Source organism: Fructilactobacillus hinvesii (genome assembly GCF_024029435.1).
In the GTDB taxonomy this organism is placed as follows: Bacteria; Bacillota; Bacilli; order Lactobacillales; family Lactobacillaceae; genus Fructilactobacillus; species Fructilactobacillus hinvesii.
Genome location: NZ_CP097118.1, coordinates 1,255,640 through 1,271,127, shown reverse-complemented (window position 1 = coordinate 1,271,127; position 15,488 = coordinate 1,255,640). Strand labels below are relative to the sequence as shown.

The following is a 15,488-nucleotide window of genomic DNA, read 5'->3' as shown; positions in this document are numbered from 1 at the left end:
TGGATAAAATGGAACGACAGGAAAAATTAGCAATTTTACAACGTTTGATTGGCTTTAAGACGGTTGGCGGTAACGAACTTACGGCTGCTGAATATGTCCGTGATTTATTAGCGGAACATGGGATTAAGAGTGAAATCCACGATTTAGGAAATCGACAAGCTAATTTGATTGCTGAGATTGGAACCGGTGACAAACCGGTCTTCACGGTTAGTGGACACTTAGATACAGTAGCCGTTGATGAAGCCGATTGGGACACTAATCCATTTGAGCTGGTTCAAAAGGACGGTCAGTTCTACGGGAGCGGGGTCACCGATATGAAAGGTGGAGTGGCTGCCTTATTGATTGCCATGATTGAAACCCATGAACGTCAAGTGCCGTTACAAGGGACGTTACGGTTAGTGTTAACGGCTGGTGAGGAAAGCGACATGCGAGGATCGCGGGCTTTGCATCAGGCAGGCATTATGCATGATTCGGATACGCTGTTGATTGCAGAACCCACCGGTTATCGGACCGTTTATGCCAATAAGGGTGAAGTTGATTTTGTGGTTACTTCCATCGGAAAAGCCGCCCACAGTTCGCGCCCAAACTTTGGGATTAATGCAATTCAGAACCTAATGGATTTCTTAGAAGCCGTGAAAGCTAAAATTGAGCAAAAAGCAAGCCAACGACCGGATGACGTGTTAGGGAACACGACCTTTACTGTTGATATTTTTAAGGGTGGAATTCAAATTAATGCAATTCCCGCTAAAGCGGAAGCACAAATTAACACTCGAATTGTGCCCAAGTACAATAACGAAGCGGTGATTGCCGATTTTAACGCGAGGTTAGAAGAATTTAACGCCACGCACGATGGAGAAATTCAAGTAAAATTACTGATGAACATTCCGCCGGTAGTAGCTAATCCTGACTCGCGATTAATTAAAGAAATCGTCGAGATTGCCACGCCATACATGCAAACGATGCAGTACTCAGCGGATGAACAACGCCAGGGAGCAGAAATGTTGAAAAAGCAAGGCTTTAATCCATTTTCAACGGATAAATTATCCGTTTTGAGTGCTGCCGGAGGGACGGATGCTTCGGAATTGTTACGAGATAAGCTTCGGGGGGCAAACTACGCAGTCTTTGGCCCGGGCAATCCACTAAAGATGCACCAGACGAACGAAGCAGCTTCTGAACAAATGTGGTTTGATTTCATTGAAATTTACGAAAAACTGTTTGCAGAATACTTAAAGTAAGCCCAAGATTAAACATTAGAGTAAAATGGTCTTTAAAATGATTTAAAGGCTTTTTTGGTTTTTAAAATGATGAATTGCAACTATTAAAAAAAGGAAGATTACCAATGCGAATTGGAATAACAGCGAACGTGAATCTCGGAGAACCAAATCTTTACTGCCAACCATTGGCTAATTGTTTGCCGAAAACGTTTATCGATGTGGTCACCAAGCATCAACACATTCCGGTAATCTTACCGGTGGTTAAACCAGAATTAGCCCCAGAATTGGTAGCAATGGTGGATGCCGTGATCATTCCTGGTGGCCAGGATATTGATCCCGAGTTTTTTCATGAAAGTCCGCAAGCAGAGCTAACGACGAGTTATGAACCCCATGATGAGTTTGAGTTTGCGGTTGCCAAAGCAGCGTTAGATCAACACAAACCCGTGTTAGGTATTTGTCGGGGATATCAGCTCTTAAACGTTGCGTTTGGAGGAAGTTTGTATCAGGATTTACCAACCGAATTTCCAGGTCATCCGCAAATTCACGAACAACGTGGAAAACTGTCCCAGTCGGAAGTTCATGAAATTACAGTTGAGCCGGGAACGCAACTATCACAGGCTGTGGGCACTCAGACGGGCGTTAATTCACGTCACCACCAGGGCTTGCACCGTATTGCTCCCAATCTTCATGTGGTTGCTGAAGCAGATGATGGAGTTCCTGAAGCAGTGGAAGATGATTCTGGTTTGCTTTTAGGGGTCCAGTGGCATCCAGAAGACCTATGGCAAAAGGATCTGAGCCAGGAACGATTGTTTACCACTTTCTTTCAACGCGCAAATTTGTGAAATTAATTAGTTTTAGAAAAAAGATTGCTAAAGGACATAACTCATAAATTTTTTATGGGTTATGCCTTTTTTGTTTAAAAAAGATGAAAATCAAAAATTAAGGTGATTGGCACCAAATAAGCAAAATAAACTAGCGTCCGTCAAAGATGCCAGTTTTTTTGCAATCGGTTTCATAAATCGAAACCAACGATAGAATTTGTCTAAATTTTGATTTATAATTAAGTTAAAACATAGAAGGAAGACGTGGACAATGTCAGTAATCAGTGAATTAGAAAACATCGTTGGTAGTCGTTACGTAATTACTTCAAAGGAGAAATCACTTCAGTATCGGGAAGGTTATCGATCCGGTCGCGGAGACGCGTTGGCCGTGGTTCGTCCAGGAACATTACTAGAACTCTGGCGGATTTTACAGGTTGTGCAAAAAAACGACCTAGTTGTGATTATGCAGGCTGCCAATACTGGGTTAACGGAAGGATCTGTACCCGCTGATGGGGGTTATGATCGGGACGTATTAGTGATTAACGTTATGCGGATTAAGGGGATGCAACTGATTGATGACAACAAACAGGTCATTGCCTTTCCGGGATTAACGTTACACGAATTGGAAACCAACCTGGACAAAGTTAACCGTGATCCGCACTCTGTGATTGGATCTTCTAACATTGGGGCTACGGTAATTGGGGGAGTTAACAACAATTCTGGTGGTGCCTTGATTCAACGAGGACCAGCTTACACGGAACTGGCACTTTACGCTCAGATTACTGCTGACGGTGAGTTGAAGCTAGTTAACCACTTAGGAATTGAACTTGGGGATACCCCCGAAGAAATCATTACTAACCTGGAAAATCACAACTATTCCGCCCAAGACGTCCTGTATGATCCAGAGCGGGTCGGGCATAACCGGAATTACGAAGAACGGGTTCGAAACGTCACTTCCGACCAACCAACCCGTTATAATGCTGACCCGAAGGAACTTTACGAAGTTTCTGGTTCAGCCGGAAAACTGGTGGCCTTTGCGGTTCGCTTAGATACATATCCCAAACCGAAGGAAACGAAAGTCTTTTACATTGGAACCAACGATCCAGACGTCTTGGAAAAATTGAGACGACACATTTTAACTCAGTTTAAACATTTGCCGATTTCTGGGGAATACATGCACCGGGATGCTTACGATTTAGCCAAAAAGTATGGAAAAGACTCCCTGATGGTCATTGAATACCTTGGAACGAATCCGCTTCCGTTCCTGTTTAACTTTAGAGCTGCGACCGAACGGAAGTTACGCCACATTCCAACGTTTAAGCCGGACTTCATTGACCGAACGTTACAAAAATCGAGTGTGCTGTTCCCAAACCAATTGCCCAAGAGGATGGAAGAGTATCGGAACAAATATACTCACTATTTGCAACTGAAGGTTTCTGATGACGGGATTGCAGAAGCAAAGCAATATCTGGACGAATTCTTCCAGAATAACGAAGGGGACTACTTTGAATGTACCCATCATGAAGCCAATGTGGCTGCCATTCACCGGTACGTAGCTGCTTCTGTGCCAATTCGGTACCAGGAAACCCACCAAAAGGAAGGAAATCAAATCCTACCGTTGGACGTTGCTTTACCACGAAATGAAGAAAAATGGTTTGAAACTTTGCCAAAGGAAATTGACGATCAAATTCAGTACAAAATGTACTATGGGCACTTCTTGGATCACGTGATGCACCAAGATTATATTTTGAAACCGGGAGTAGATGCTCACGAATTGAAGCCCAAGATGCTGAAACAATTTGATGCCCGGGGAGCAATTTACCCAGCTGAACACAACGTGGGACACCTCTACCATGCTCCAGAAACGTTAGTAAAACACTACAAGGAAAATGACCCAACGAACACGTTTAACCCTGGAATTGGATTAACTTCCAAGAAAAAGAACTGGCAATAAAATAGGTTTAGACCAAAAAGACAGTCAAAGCGGCTGTCTTTTTTAGTTAGATCCAGCGAGCACATCTTTTTGTAGCTGGAATTGAGTATGATACAGTAGTACTTGCATACAAAAAATAAGTAAAAAGGGGTAATTAATGATGAAAATTCAACTCGCGATTGACCTAGAAGACGTAGACGGAGCAATCAAATTAATCGATAAAACCAAGGATAGTATCGATATCTTCGAATACGGAACTCCCTTGGTGATCAACTTTGGTTTGGAAGGCTTAGCTAAAATTAGAAAAAAATTTCCAGACATTACCTTACTGGCTGATTTAAAGATCATGGACGTGGCTAGTTACGAAGTAAACCAAGCATTTAAGTACGGAGCTGACATTACCACCATTTTGGGAGTTGCGGAAGACCAATCAATTAAAGACGCCGTTAAAGCAGCTCATGATGATGGCAAGGAAATTCTCGTGGACATGATTGGAGTCCAAGATGTTGCTAAGCGGGCTCGTGAAATTGATGCCATGGGTGCTGATTACATTGGCACTCACACGGGATATGACCTGCAGGCCAAGGGTGAAACTCCATTTGCTACTTTTGCTAAGATTAAGGAAAACGTGACAAACACTAAAACTGCCATTGCCGGGGGAATTAAGCTCGACAACGTGGACGAAGTGAAGGCTGCTAATCCAGATCTTTTGATTGTTGGTGGCGGGATTGCTACGACTGATGATCCAGAAAAGACCGCTGCAGAATTCAAAGCCAAATTAAAGTAGGCGATTGACGATGTGGCAAACCATTATTGCAGAATTAGCGCACCAAGACGTTGCAATCGAACCGGCGGAGCTTGAACAGTTGCACCAAGCTCCTCGAATTTTTGTCTATGGTGGTGGGCGCTCGGGTCTCGCGCTACGTGGCCTGGCGATGCGTTTGATGCAATTAGGCAAAATGGCTTACGTAGTGGGGGAAACTACGACGCCTGCGATTCAGTCGGGTGATCTATTAATCGTTGCCTCTGCCTCGGGAACTACGATCGGAACCGTTAACATTGCAAAAGCGGCGCAACAGGCAGGCGCTAATGTGTGGTTATTGACCACGACGGATGTTTCTCCGCTAGCGGATCTGGCGCAACAAGTGACGCTCTTACCAGGTAAGAGTAAGAACTTAGTGGGAGAGGAGCAGGCTTCCGTACAACCAATGGGGAGTTTGTTTGAACAATCCGTGTGGTTGTTTGGTGATGCCCTGACGCTAGCTTATATGCAGTTTGCTGGGATTACCGAAGCAGAAATGCGGAATCGTCACGCTAATTTAGAATAAAAAAACAGGATGTGCTTTGTAGTGCCCAATAAAAGTTAGAAAAAAATCTAATTTTTATTGGGTATTTTTATGACTAAATACGTACAAAATTCAAAATTAAAGTAGTTGAATTTTACTTAAATAACCCGGTTTCCAGTAGGGAAACCGCTAGAAAATTTAACATCAAATCTAATACTAATCTATTGCAATGGATCGAAATTTATAAATCGGAAGGACCGTTAGGGTTAAAAGTTAATCGATCACATAAAATTTATTCCAGAGAATTTAAATTAAGCGTGGTAAACTACTATAAAACTCATGAAACTAGTATTCGGCTTACAGCATTAGAATTTAAACTCAATCAAAGTCAAGTACAAAATTGGATTTATCAATTTAATCATTTTGGTGCTGAGGCGCTCTTACCGAAAAGGCATGGTAGACCATCAATGAAGAAAAAATATAAAGATTCACCCTTATCACAAGATAAGGAGTCAGCTTATTTAGATGAAATTTCTAAGCTAAAAGCTCAAATTAATGAAAATCAGATGGAGATTGATATCTTAAAAAAACATCTAGCCTCAGAGTACGGCATCAAAATTGGACAAAACGACAATTGGAAGCACAGGTCATAGATACTTTGAGGCATAAGTATTCGCTCAAACAGCTTTTTCGTTACTTTTCAATGGCTCGCTCAACCTTCTATTACAATCTTAAACGAGCCAAACAACCAGATAAATATCGGCAAGTTAAATCAGAAATTAAATCCATTTTTAGTAAAAATCTAGAAACCTTCGGTTACAGAAGAATCTGGCTGAAATTGGTTAAATGTGGAATTAGTATTTGTCCAGAAACAGTTAGAAAATTAATGACTCAATTGGGAATTAAAACTAAAGTGTATTCTAAACCAACCAGCAAAAGATATAGCTCGTTTCGTGGAAAAGTGGGGAAAATTGCGCCTAACTTATTAAAGCAACACTTTAGTGAAAAGATACCGTTTAAAGTGCTGCACACTGATATTACCCAGGTTCAACTAGTTGACGGTAAGAAGGCTTATATTTCGGCTATTATTGATGAAGCTTCTAGTGAAGTCATTTCATTAGTAGCAGATAATAATGAAAGGTTTCAGTTAGTGGAAAGAATGTTAAATGAAACTAAGAGCAAAATAAAAGACTTAAAGCAAGTAACAATTCACTCAGATCAAGGATTCCATTATCAAATTCCAGCATATCAAAGCTGGATTAAAGCTAATCACGTAACTCAAAGCATGTCTAGGAAAGGTAATTGTCTTGATAATGCGCCAATTGAAAGTTTTTTTAACTTGTTGAAACGAGAATGTTTAAATCGAATTAAATTGACCTCTTTAACTTCGTTAAAGAAGGTCTGCCAAGAATATGTTAAATGGTTTAACAAGGAAAGAATTTCAGGTAACAAAAAAGGACTTACTCCGATTGAATATCGGAATAAATCCTTAAAAACTGAATAATGTCATGTCCAACTTTTATAGGGCACTACAAGGCAACAGAATCCATTAAGGATTCCATCGCCTAGTGATATAATCATTTATTAAATTATTTGCTCATCAGTACCATTTGACAAAGAGTATTATTTTCAATAAATTTATAACTTATATTTAATTTATGCATTAATTTAATATCCACTATTATTCATTTGGAAATTTACTAATTATATCGTTTATATTTTTTAATTCTTCGTTATATTCATCATTTTTATTAGTATTTTGTGATTGTTTAGGGATATCTCCAAATAAAGATGAAATTTCATTTAATTTTTTTAAAAAATTTTGATAATTTTTTTTATCTTTATTCATATTATTATTGTGTTCAATTAAGAACAAACCATTACCAAAGGCAATTAAAGAATTAAGCATTTTATCTTTATTAATTTCACTGCTTGTATTCTTAATGTTATTTAACACTCTAGATACGCCTAATATATCATTATAAATCGTATTACTATTAGTAGATTCAGTAATATTTTCAACATTCGATGTTACTAATTCTAAAGATACTATATAGTAATCAATCTTTTGTTGTTTTAAAGATATTTCGAAATCTTGTTGTTGCTTTAATAAGGATGAACTTGCGTTTTCAATAGCGTTATTTAACATTTGTATCTTTCCATTAATTTCTTCAATTCCAAATTCTTTTCTAATTTGCTTTATTTGATCTTTAGACATCTTTAATTGTTGGTATGAATAAAATCCTATAAATGCAATTAAGACAGTCATAATGCTGAATAACCAGGTTATAGTTGTTGAAAATCTAGAATCCATTGTACTTATTTCTGACATTAGATGGCCTACTAATTCGGAAGAAGTGAGATTTTTATATTTATCATAAGCTCCATTTGCAGTAATATAACCAAACAGAGAAAAAGAGAAAATTACTATAAATAATAACCATCCAACTAAGTAGGTTTTCTTTAAAATTTTTAATGATTTTTTCAAAAATGTTTCTTTATTTGAATTTCCTTTGTTGATTTCCATAGATAATTCTCCTAATTTTAAAAATAAAAAAGCCTGCCAGAATTTAATCTGCCAGGTTTTAATGGAGTCGGCGGGATTTGAACCCGCGTCCGAATATGCCGCCACTCGAACGTCTACATTCATAGGTTGATTATTTAAACTTCGCTTTTCATCACGCCATTAACCAAGGCTAATATGAAAAGCTAACCTGATTAGTCTCTTCTTCTTGCCCCAGGTGGAGACAAAGAAGCGTTAGTCCATTAAATTTAGGACCCAGAACTAACCCATGGACGAAGTTAGCTGGATCTACGTCAGCTGGTGTTTAGGCAGCTAAGGCGTAAGAGTTTGTATTATTTTTTGCAGTTATAATTTAAACTGAACGATTTAACGCATCGTCGTGCGGAATGCAGTTCGAGCACGAACCATACCCGTCGAATCCATAACGACCCCGATAGATACAATTGCAATTGTACCATATCCAATGGTTAAATTAAATCAAAATGCCGTAAACCATTGACAATTCCGTGGTTAGTGTTGGTCGTAGTTACAAATTCTGCATGATCTTTTACACGTTCGCGACCATTTTCCATCACGACCGGATGATCAACGAAATCGAGCATTGGAATGTCGTTATTTCCGTCTCCAAAGGCGTAGGTCGGAATTCCGGTCAAACCAGTCATTTCCATGAGTTGTTTAATTCCGCTGGCTTTAGAAGCCCCGTGATCTACAACGTCAATACTGAAGGGAGAGTTTCGGTAAAAACTTAAGCGGTCGCCAAATTTTTCTTCGTAGACGTCGTCTAAATCAGTAGTGGTGACAAACATCATGTCAATCGGCCGTTCGTACCAGTAGTCGCGATCAACTAGCTTGGGAAGTGGAGCGTGCACGAAGGCACAGGCTTTTTTCAATAGTTCATCGTGGCGCGAAGCTCCCTTGCCTTTTTGGTCTAAAACGGTAATTGAATTACCATTTTGTTTGGCAAAGTCATCTAACTCATCAATGGTGTGCGGATCAATCCGACGTTCAAAAAGTTCTTTACCTTGGTAAATACCGTGATCCCCGTTAGAAGTCACTGCAGTATCAATCTTGGTCTTTTTTAAAGTTTCTGGAATTTCGTAGAGGGTTCGACCGGTGGCAATGACTGGTAGTCCGCCCTTGGCCCGAATTTTATCCATGGCAGCAGCCACTTCATCTGTTACCTGGGAGTTTTTATCAAAGAGGGTACTGTCGAGGTCAAAGAAAACTAAATATTTATACATAATTTCACTCCTTTCAAAACAAGTTTCTATTATAACATTCAATCGCTACTAATTGGTAATGATTCAAGTTACAATGAAACTAACTACACTATAGAAAAACGAGGAATTTTCATGCGAGCAATTGAAATTACAGGAGCAGCGGCCAGTAAAATTGAAGGCGGCTATCCTAAGTTGAGCTTAAAGGATTTGGAACAACCAGTGGACGCTACTGATAACGGCGAATTTGTGGCACTGCAAAAAGGCGGACACTTCGTTGCTAGTGCCTATTTGGCCCCAGAAGGAAACGGTATCGGTTGGATTTTAAGTCGGAAAGAAAATCAAGCGATTAATGAAGCCTTTTTTGAACACCTGTTGAAACAGGCTTTCCAAAAACGGGCTCCGTTAGTCGGACAAAACGTGACGGCCTACCGGTTGTTTAATGGGATTGGAGATGGACTCGGTGGCTTAGCCATTGATAATTTTGCAGGTCAAATTTTATTGACCTGGGAAAATGCGGGCCTTTACCACCAACGTAGCTTTATCATGGATGCACTTAGCCAGACGTTAGCTGATTACAAAAACGTCTATGAAATCAAGCGGTATGAGCCCCAAGTTGCTATTACTCCCGTTTCAGACTTAGCTGCTTTTCCAGATGAACAACAAGTAGTAACGGAAAATGGGATTGATTTTGATATTCAACTTGCTGGAGGCATGAAGCCAGGCTTGGATTTGGCCTATCGTGAAGTTCGTCAGCAACTCAAAAATAATTCCCATGCCAAACTAGCTTTACATTTGTTATACGATCAAACCGGCTTTGTGACCGCTAGCCTCATTGGGGGTGCCGTGCAAAGTGAGGCTGTAGATCAAAAAAACAATGCGAAAACCAATTTGGTGACGGAACTGAGTGCTAACGAGATTACCCAAAAGATGCCAAAGGTTCGGACCATGGATTTATTCGGATACTTGGATTATGCTACCAAGCATCATCTGAAGTTTGATGTCATTACCATTAATCTGCCGGCCTTCCTGCGTTCCAAAAAGGGGAATTTTAACATCCGTAAGGACTTGAACCACTTTTTGCAGCTGGTCTTTACGTTGGCAACTAAGGAAGCGGATGTCTTTATTACGACTGAAACTCCAGCAGTGACACTCAAGGGATTGCGCCAGGCTGCCCAAGCTGCTTTCCAACAAAGGGGGCAATCCTTCATCGAAAAGGAAGCCTTCAAGCAACCGCTTGATTTTCCGTTTAACTCGGAATACCAACGAGAGAGCCCGATTAAAGGGCTTTGGTTTAAATTACAACGCTAGGTTGAAAACGGTAATTTAAATAACTTTTGTGTAAACGTTTACAAAAGTTATTGCATTCCAATTTTTCCCGCCTTATAATTAACTTGTAAGTTGAATTGCCGTCCAAGGAGGATGAAATTATGTTATATGGAAGTATTGAAGCTGGTGGGACTAAATTTGTGTGTGCGGTTGGTGACGAAAACTTTAACGTGGTTGACCAAACCCAATTTCCGACCACAACTCCTGACGAAACATTAGCAAGAACTGTTAAGTACTTTAAGAAATTTGATCACATTGATGCCTTTGGAATCGCTTCCTTTGGACCAATTGATATTGATAAAAACTCTGATACCTATGGTTGGATTATCAAAACGCCGAAAAAGGGTTGGAGTAACATCGACTTTTTAGGCAAGATGAAAGAAAGTTTCCACGTTCCAATGTTCTGGACGACCGATGTAAATGGTTCTGCTTACGGTGAATACGTAAGTGCTAAACGCCACGACGAAAACATCAAGTCAGTTAGTTACATTACCATCGGAACTGGAATTGGAATGGGCTCTGTAATTAACGGTGACTTTCTCGGAGTTAAAGGAACTCCTGAATTTGGTCACATCAAAGTTAAACGCCACCGTGATGACCTTGATTTCAAAGGAACTTGTCCATGGCATGGTGACTGTTTAGAAGGAGTTGCCTCTGGTCCAACCTTTGAAGCTCGAAACGGAGTTAAAGGTCAAGATACGCCAATTTCTGATCCAACTTGGGATATCATTGCTTACTATGCAGCCCAAGCGGTAGTTGATCTGACGGTAACCTTCCGTCCTGACAAAGTTGTTTTAGGTGGTGGGGTCTGCACGCCAGAATTCATTGCTAAAGTACGGGCACAATTTACCTTGCTCTTTAACAACTACCTTAGCGTTGGCTCATTAGAAAAATACATTACGGGTCCGGAAATTCAACACAACGGCTCGGCAACCTTTGGGGACTTTGTATTAGCCCAAAAGGCAATTGATGACGAAAAGAAGAACGAAGTGGGGGAGTAGCACAAATGGCTTACATTAAATTTGATGATTCGAAGGTTAGTAAATTCGTCCAAGCAAACGAATTGCCAGAAATGCAAGCCTTAGTAACCGCTGCTGACCAAGAATTACGCAATGGAACTGGTGCCGGAGCTGATTTTCGGGGCTGGCTTACGTTACCAACTGATTATGATCACGAAGAATTTGCTCGAATTCAAAAGGCGGCAGAAAAAATCCAACAAGATTCCGATGTTTTAGTTGTCATCGGAATTGGGGGTTCTTACCTGGGAGCCAAGATGGCCGTCGATTTCTTAAACGGTAGTTTCTACAATTCCAAACCCAAGTCAGAACGACGTGGGGTGCAAGTGGTCTTTACCGGAAACTCATTGAGTGCCTCATACTTGAAGGAATTACAAGACTTCGTTGGTGATCGGGACTTTTCAATTAACGTAATTTCTAAATCAGGAACCACGACGGAACCATCCATCGCATTCCGAATTTTCAAAGAAAAGTTAATTAAGAAGTACGGACAAGAAGAAGCTAGTCGCCGGATCTATGCCACGACGGATGCTAAAAATGGAGCATTACGCCAAGAAGTGGAAGCAAATGGTTACGAAAGTTTCATCATTCCAGATGGCGTTGGGGGCCGGTTCTCTGTCTTAACTCCGGTAGGATTATTACCGATTGCTGCTACTGGGGCTGATCTAAACGAGTTAATGCACGGAGCTGCTGATGCCGCTGCTGCATACCAAGATGCAGACTTGAGTAAGAACGATGCTTACCGCTATGCCGCCTTACGTAATATTTTGTACCGGAAGGGTTACGTAACGGAATTAATTGAAAACTATGAACCAAACCTGCGGATGTTTGCTGAATGGTGGAAGCAATTAATGGGTGAATCAGAAGGAAAAGACCAAAAGGGGATTTATCCATCTTCTGCAAACTTCACCACTGATTTGCACTCGTTAGGTCAATACATTCAAGAAGGATTACGGAATCTCTTTGAAACAGTTGTAAAAGTTACGAAACCACCTTACAACGTTGATATTCCCATGGAAAAAGATAATCTGGATGGATTGAACTATCTGAAGGGTCAAACCTTAAATGAAGTTAATGACAAAGCTTACGAAGGGGTCGTCCTTGCTCATAACGATGGTGGGGTTCCCGTTCTGACCGTTGAAATTCCAGATGAATCAGAATACAGCCTTGGGTACTTGATTTACTTCTTCGAAGTAGCGGTTGGCATTTCGGGCTACTTAAATGGGATTAATCCATTTAACCAACCCGGAGTGGAAGCTTACAAGCAAAACATGTTTGCTTTGTTAGGCAAACCGGGCTACGAAGAATTAGCTGCTAAGTTAAAAAAAGAAATTGATTAATTTCAGTCATTAAAACGTAGAACGTAGATAACGTTCTACGTTTTTTTGTACTTTGAAACAGCTCAAACGGTTGCTAAGAGAGGAATCCGCTTAGCTTTAGATTTAGTTAATAATTTCGCAATATATTTCAAAACGATTACAGTTAGATTAAGAACAAGTTGAATTACCCACAAGCATTGATGGGCATGCTAGGATATATCTTGTAAGTTAATTAAATTAAAAACTAAAAAGACAATTTCGAAGAGGAGATTATCGATACAATGAAAAATACTAAAGTTCACTTTAAGATGTACAAAGCAGGTAAGAAATGGTTGTTTGCCGGAATCGCTACTTCAATGATGGCTGGGGCCTTCTTCTTTGCAGGTAACAACACTGCTTCTGCTGATGTTTTGTCCACTGGACAACAACACGTTGGTACTTCATATGCATGGGGTGGTAGTAACCCTGGTGGTTTTGACTGCTCTGGCTTTACGCAATATGTTTATGGTCAAAACGGAGTTAGCTTGCCACGGACTGCCGCAGCTCAAGCCGCTGCAGCACAACCAATTAGTGCTTCTGAAGCTCAAGCCGGTGATTTAGTATTCTTCAACGATGGTAGTGGTATTTACCACGTGGGAATTTACCAAGGAAATGGTCAAATGCTTGATGCTCAAAACCGTGGAGTTATTAGTGGGGATTCCATTTCTTACTTCCCTGGTCAAGTGACCTATGGTCGGATTGGTGGCGGTGCTTCTGCCGCTGCTAGCGCACCAGCACAAACTACTCAAGCAGCCGCACAACCAGCCGCTGACAACAGTCAAGCACAAACGGCTAACACTGACCAACAAGCAGCCGCACAACCAGCTGCTGACAACACCCAAGCACCAGCAACTAACGATGATCAACAAGCAGTTGCACAACCAGCTGCTGACACGCAAGCACAACCTGCTAATGATGATCAACAAGCAGCCGTACAACCAGCCGCTGACACGCAAGCACAACCTGCTAACGATGATCAACAAGCAGCCGCACAACCAGACGCTGACAACAGTCAAGCACAAACGACTAACGATGATCAACAAGCAGCCGCACAACCAGCTGCTGACAACACCCAAGCACCAGCAACTAACGATGATCAACAAGCAGCTGCACAACCAGCCGCAGAAGCTAAGCCAGTTTTAACTGATGCTAAGTTAGTTTCACAATCATCAAACGAAGGTAAGTTTAACCCTGAAACTGGTTACTTCACTAATGGTGACACTCAAATCGCCGTTCGTGAATCAGCTAGCTTAAAGGCTAAGATTACTGGTTACCTTCCTGCTGGAGCTAAGATTAGCTACGATGGTTACGTTGTAAAAGACGGTCACGTTTGGGTTGAATACACTGGTTACAGTGGTAACAAATTATACTGTCCAGTTCGTGAAACTCAAAAAGTAGCATGGGGTTCATTCGAATAAAGTAAATAATAAAAACTGTAACGGCCATTTGGTCGTTGCAGTTTTTTTATGGTCAAAAAAACCGCATGGCAATATTGCCATGTGGCTTTTACTGTTAAGAAGATTAGTCTTGATATTCTTGTAGGTGACCCCGAAAATCAGTTAGTTTGTGGTAACCTTTGGCTGCCATGAGGTCAGTTAACTCTTGGTTAATGCGGGCAAAGGCGGCCAGTCCTTCTTGCATGACTACCGTTCCGAGTTCCACGATGTCCGCCCCACACAGGATTAATTCAAAGACATCTGTTCCCGTGGTGACCCCACCGGTACCGATGATCTTGATTTCAGGACGCAAGCGTTGCCGGAAAGCACGAACGTTAGCTAGCGCTACCGGTTTGATGTATTTTCCGCCGATGCCCCCAAAGCCTCCTTTGGGTTTAATGACTACTCGTTCGCTGTCTGGATCAATCACGAGGCCATTGCCCACGCTGTTAATGGCGTTAATGTATGTTAGAGGATATTGGTTTAAAATCTGAGCCATTGCATCGTATTGTTGGAGGTCAAAGTAGGGAGGAAGTTTAACCCCTAGCGGTTTGGTGTAAAAATCGAACACCTGATCCAAGATTTCTTTAGTGGCGTCTAAATCGTAACCGATTTGCGGTTTGCCAACTACGTTGGGGCACGATAAGTTTAGCTCACACATCCCGGTAAAATCACTGGCTTGAATTTGCTGGAGCGCCGCAATTTGATCTGCCATTTTGGTTCCCGTTACGGATAAATCAATTGGTTTGTCAGTTGTAGTGTTAGCGATGAAATCAAGGTAGTAGTCCAATCCTTGGTTAGGCAACCCCATCGAGTTGATGCTTCCTAGTTTAGTGTCAAAGTAACGGGGCTTAGGGTTTCCAGCTCGAGGAGCTAAGGTTGCACTTTTAGTGGTTAATCCGCCAGCAGCGGAAGCCAGCACGGCGTTCATTTCGGTTGCGGTTTCATCCCATACCCCAGCTGCGTTAATCAACGGATGCTGAAAGGTCTCTGTTCCAATCGTGGCGCTTAAATCAATTGCAGTCATACTCTTCTCCTTTGTTTGCTCCTTTATCGGTAGCATAGCTAAATCAAAAAACGCAGTTAGCGAGGTCCTGGTTCAGAGAAAAAGACCGCACTAACTGCGTAACGTTAACTATCATGCTGAAGATCTCTTGGTCTCTCTGAACCAAATTAAGATTAATTGTATTAATCCTACTGAAGAAAGGAGGGCTTGTCAAGCGAGTCAGGATTGACTTTTGGACTTAAATTCGTTAAAGTAGGCACCAATTAGACAACTCGATAAAGCGGGTGCTTTAATTCAATCCAGAGAGGTTGATAAGTTAACTGGCGCTGTTTTTAGGGACATGCTCGG

14 protein-coding genes and 1 other RNA gene are annotated in these 15,488 nt (G+C 41.2%); 11 read left to right on the top strand and 4 right to left on the bottom strand.

Annotation, left to right across the window (positions count from 1 at the left end):
• Positions 1-8: 8 nt before the first annotated feature.
• The 7 genes from M3M39_RS06545 to M3M39_RS06515 all read left to right on the top strand — a co-directional run bounded on the left by M3M39_RS06545 (position 9) and on the right by M3M39_RS06515 (position 6,758).
• Positions 9-1,235, top strand: a complete 1,227-nt coding sequence (locus tag M3M39_RS06545) for an ArgE/DapE family deacylase (RefSeq protein ID WP_252797045.1) — start codon at positions 9-11, stop codon at positions 1,233-1,235.
• A 104-nt stretch (positions 1,236-1,339) separates the two neighbouring features.
• Positions 1,340-2,056: a gamma-glutamyl-gamma-aminobutyrate hydrolase family protein gene (locus M3M39_RS06540; protein WP_252797044.1), complete on the top strand. Its 717-nt coding sequence runs from the start codon at positions 1,340-1,342 to the stop codon at positions 2,054-2,056.
• Positions 2,057-2,306: 250 nt separating this feature from the next.
• Positions 2,307-3,989 carry a D-lactate dehydrogenase gene (gene dld, locus M3M39_RS06535; protein WP_252797043.1) on the top strand — a complete coding sequence of 561 codons (1,683 nt, stop codon included), beginning with the start codon at positions 2,307-2,309 and terminating at the stop codon, positions 3,987-3,989.
• Between the two features lie 136 nt (positions 3,990-4,125).
• Positions 4,126-4,755: a 3-hexulose-6-phosphate synthase gene (hxlA, locus tag M3M39_RS06530; RefSeq protein WP_476729706.1), complete on the top strand. Its 630-nt coding sequence runs from the start codon at positions 4,126-4,128 to the stop codon at positions 4,753-4,755.
• A gap of 10 nt (positions 4,756-4,765) precedes the next feature.
• Positions 4,766-5,296 (top strand): 6-phospho-3-hexuloisomerase, encoded by a 531-nt coding sequence (hxlB, locus tag M3M39_RS06525; RefSeq protein WP_252797042.1) that lies wholly within the window; start codon positions 4,766-4,768, stop codon positions 5,294-5,296.
• A gap of 77 nt (positions 5,297-5,373) precedes the next feature.
• Entirely contained in the window at positions 5,374-5,907 is a 534-nt protein-coding gene (locus M3M39_RS06520) for a helix-turn-helix domain-containing protein (protein WP_338028480.1), read from the top strand.
• The gene (locus tag M3M39_RS06515) at positions 5,889-6,758 is read left to right on the top strand and encodes an IS3 family transposase (protein ID WP_338028471.1); all 870 of its coding nucleotides are present in this window, start codon (positions 5,889-5,891) and stop codon (positions 6,756-6,758) included. The genes M3M39_RS06520 and M3M39_RS06515 overlap by 19 nt, the downstream gene beginning before the upstream one ends.
• Before the next feature lie 177 nt (positions 6,759-6,935).
• Here M3M39_RS06515 and M3M39_RS06510 read toward each other — a convergent pair whose 3' ends face one another.
• From M3M39_RS06510 to M3M39_RS06500, 3 genes are all read right to left on the bottom strand, one after another.
• The gene (locus M3M39_RS06510; protein ID WP_252797040.1) at positions 6,936-7,781 is read right to left on the bottom strand and encodes a flagellar type III secretion system protein FlhB; all 846 of its coding nucleotides are present in this window, start codon (positions 7,779-7,781) and stop codon (positions 6,936-6,938) included.
• A 59-nt stretch (positions 7,782-7,840) separates the two neighbouring features.
• Positions 7,841-8,210, bottom strand: a transfer-messenger RNA (tmRNA) gene (ssrA, locus tag M3M39_RS06505).
• 35 nt (positions 8,211-8,245) lie between these two features.
• Positions 8,246-9,019 carry a Cof-type HAD-IIB family hydrolase gene (locus M3M39_RS06500; RefSeq protein WP_252797039.1) on the bottom strand — a complete coding sequence of 258 codons (774 nt, stop codon included), beginning with the start codon at positions 9,017-9,019 and terminating at the stop codon, positions 8,246-8,248.
• Positions 9,020-9,130: 111 nt separating this feature from the next.
• Here M3M39_RS06500 and M3M39_RS06495 point away from each other — a divergent pair, with 111 nt between their 5' ends.
• From M3M39_RS06495 to M3M39_RS06480, 4 genes are all read left to right on the top strand, one after another.
• Positions 9,131-10,306, top strand: a complete 1,176-nt coding sequence (locus M3M39_RS06495) for a class I SAM-dependent rRNA methyltransferase (protein ID WP_252797038.1) — start codon at positions 9,131-9,133, stop codon at positions 10,304-10,306.
• Positions 10,307-10,425: 119 nt separating this feature from the next.
• The gene (locus M3M39_RS06490; RefSeq protein ID WP_252797037.1) at positions 10,426-11,325 is read left to right on the top strand and encodes an ROK family protein; all 900 of its coding nucleotides are present in this window, start codon (positions 10,426-10,428) and stop codon (positions 11,323-11,325) included.
• Between the two features lie 5 nt (positions 11,326-11,330).
• Positions 11,331-12,680, top strand: a complete 1,350-nt coding sequence (locus M3M39_RS06485; RefSeq protein ID WP_252797036.1) for a glucose-6-phosphate isomerase — start codon at positions 11,331-11,333, stop codon at positions 12,678-12,680.
• Positions 12,681-12,940: 260 nt separating this feature from the next.
• The gene (locus M3M39_RS06480) at positions 12,941-14,116 is read left to right on the top strand and encodes an NlpC/P60 family protein (protein ID WP_252797035.1); all 1,176 of its coding nucleotides are present in this window, start codon (positions 12,941-12,943) and stop codon (positions 14,114-14,116) included.
• 103 nt (positions 14,117-14,219) lie between these two features.
• Here M3M39_RS06480 and M3M39_RS06475 read toward each other — a convergent pair whose 3' ends face one another.
• Positions 14,220-15,161 carry a dihydroorotate oxidase gene (locus M3M39_RS06475; protein ID WP_252797034.1) on the bottom strand — a complete coding sequence of 314 codons (942 nt, stop codon included), beginning with the start codon at positions 15,159-15,161 and terminating at the stop codon, positions 14,220-14,222.
• Between the last annotated feature and the right edge of the window lie 327 nt (positions 15,162-15,488).

Bases quoted from the DNA above. Each gene is read 5' to 3' on its own strand.
- M3M39_RS06510 (WP_252797040.1), bottom strand. From the start codon at position 7,781: ATGGAAATCAACAAAGGAAATTCAAATAAAGAAACATTTTTGAAAAAA.
- M3M39_RS06475 (WP_252797034.1), bottom strand. From the start codon at position 15,161: ATGACTGCAATTGATTTAAGCGCCACGATTGGAACAGAGACCTTTCAG.
- M3M39_RS06495 (WP_252797038.1), top strand. From the start codon at position 9,131: ATGCGAGCAATTGAAATTACAGGAGCAGCGGCCAGTAAAATTGAAGGC.
- dld (WP_252797043.1), top strand. From the start codon at position 2,307: ATGTCAGTAATCAGTGAATTAGAAAACATCGTTGGTAGTCGTTACGTA.
- M3M39_RS06545 (WP_252797045.1), top strand. From the start codon at position 9: ATGGAACGACAGGAAAAATTAGCAATTTTACAACGTTTGATTGGCTTT.
- hxlB (WP_252797042.1), top strand. From the start codon at position 4,766: ATGTGGCAAACCATTATTGCAGAATTAGCGCACCAAGACGTTGCAATC.
- hxlA (WP_476729706.1), top strand. From the start codon at position 4,126: ATGATGAAAATTCAACTCGCGATTGACCTAGAAGACGTAGACGGAGCA.
- M3M39_RS06540 (WP_252797044.1), top strand. From the start codon at position 1,340: ATGCGAATTGGAATAACAGCGAACGTGAATCTCGGAGAACCAAATCTT.
- M3M39_RS06490 (WP_252797037.1), top strand. From the start codon at position 10,426: ATGTTATATGGAAGTATTGAAGCTGGTGGGACTAAATTTGTGTGTGCG.
- M3M39_RS06500 (WP_252797039.1), bottom strand. From the start codon at position 9,019: ATGTATAAATATTTAGTTTTCTTTGACCTCGACAGTACCCTCTTTGAT.
- M3M39_RS06485 (WP_252797036.1), top strand. From the start codon at position 11,331: ATGGCTTACATTAAATTTGATGATTCGAAGGTTAGTAAATTCGTCCAA.
- M3M39_RS06480 (WP_252797035.1), top strand. From the start codon at position 12,941: ATGAAAAATACTAAAGTTCACTTTAAGATGTACAAAGCAGGTAAGAAA.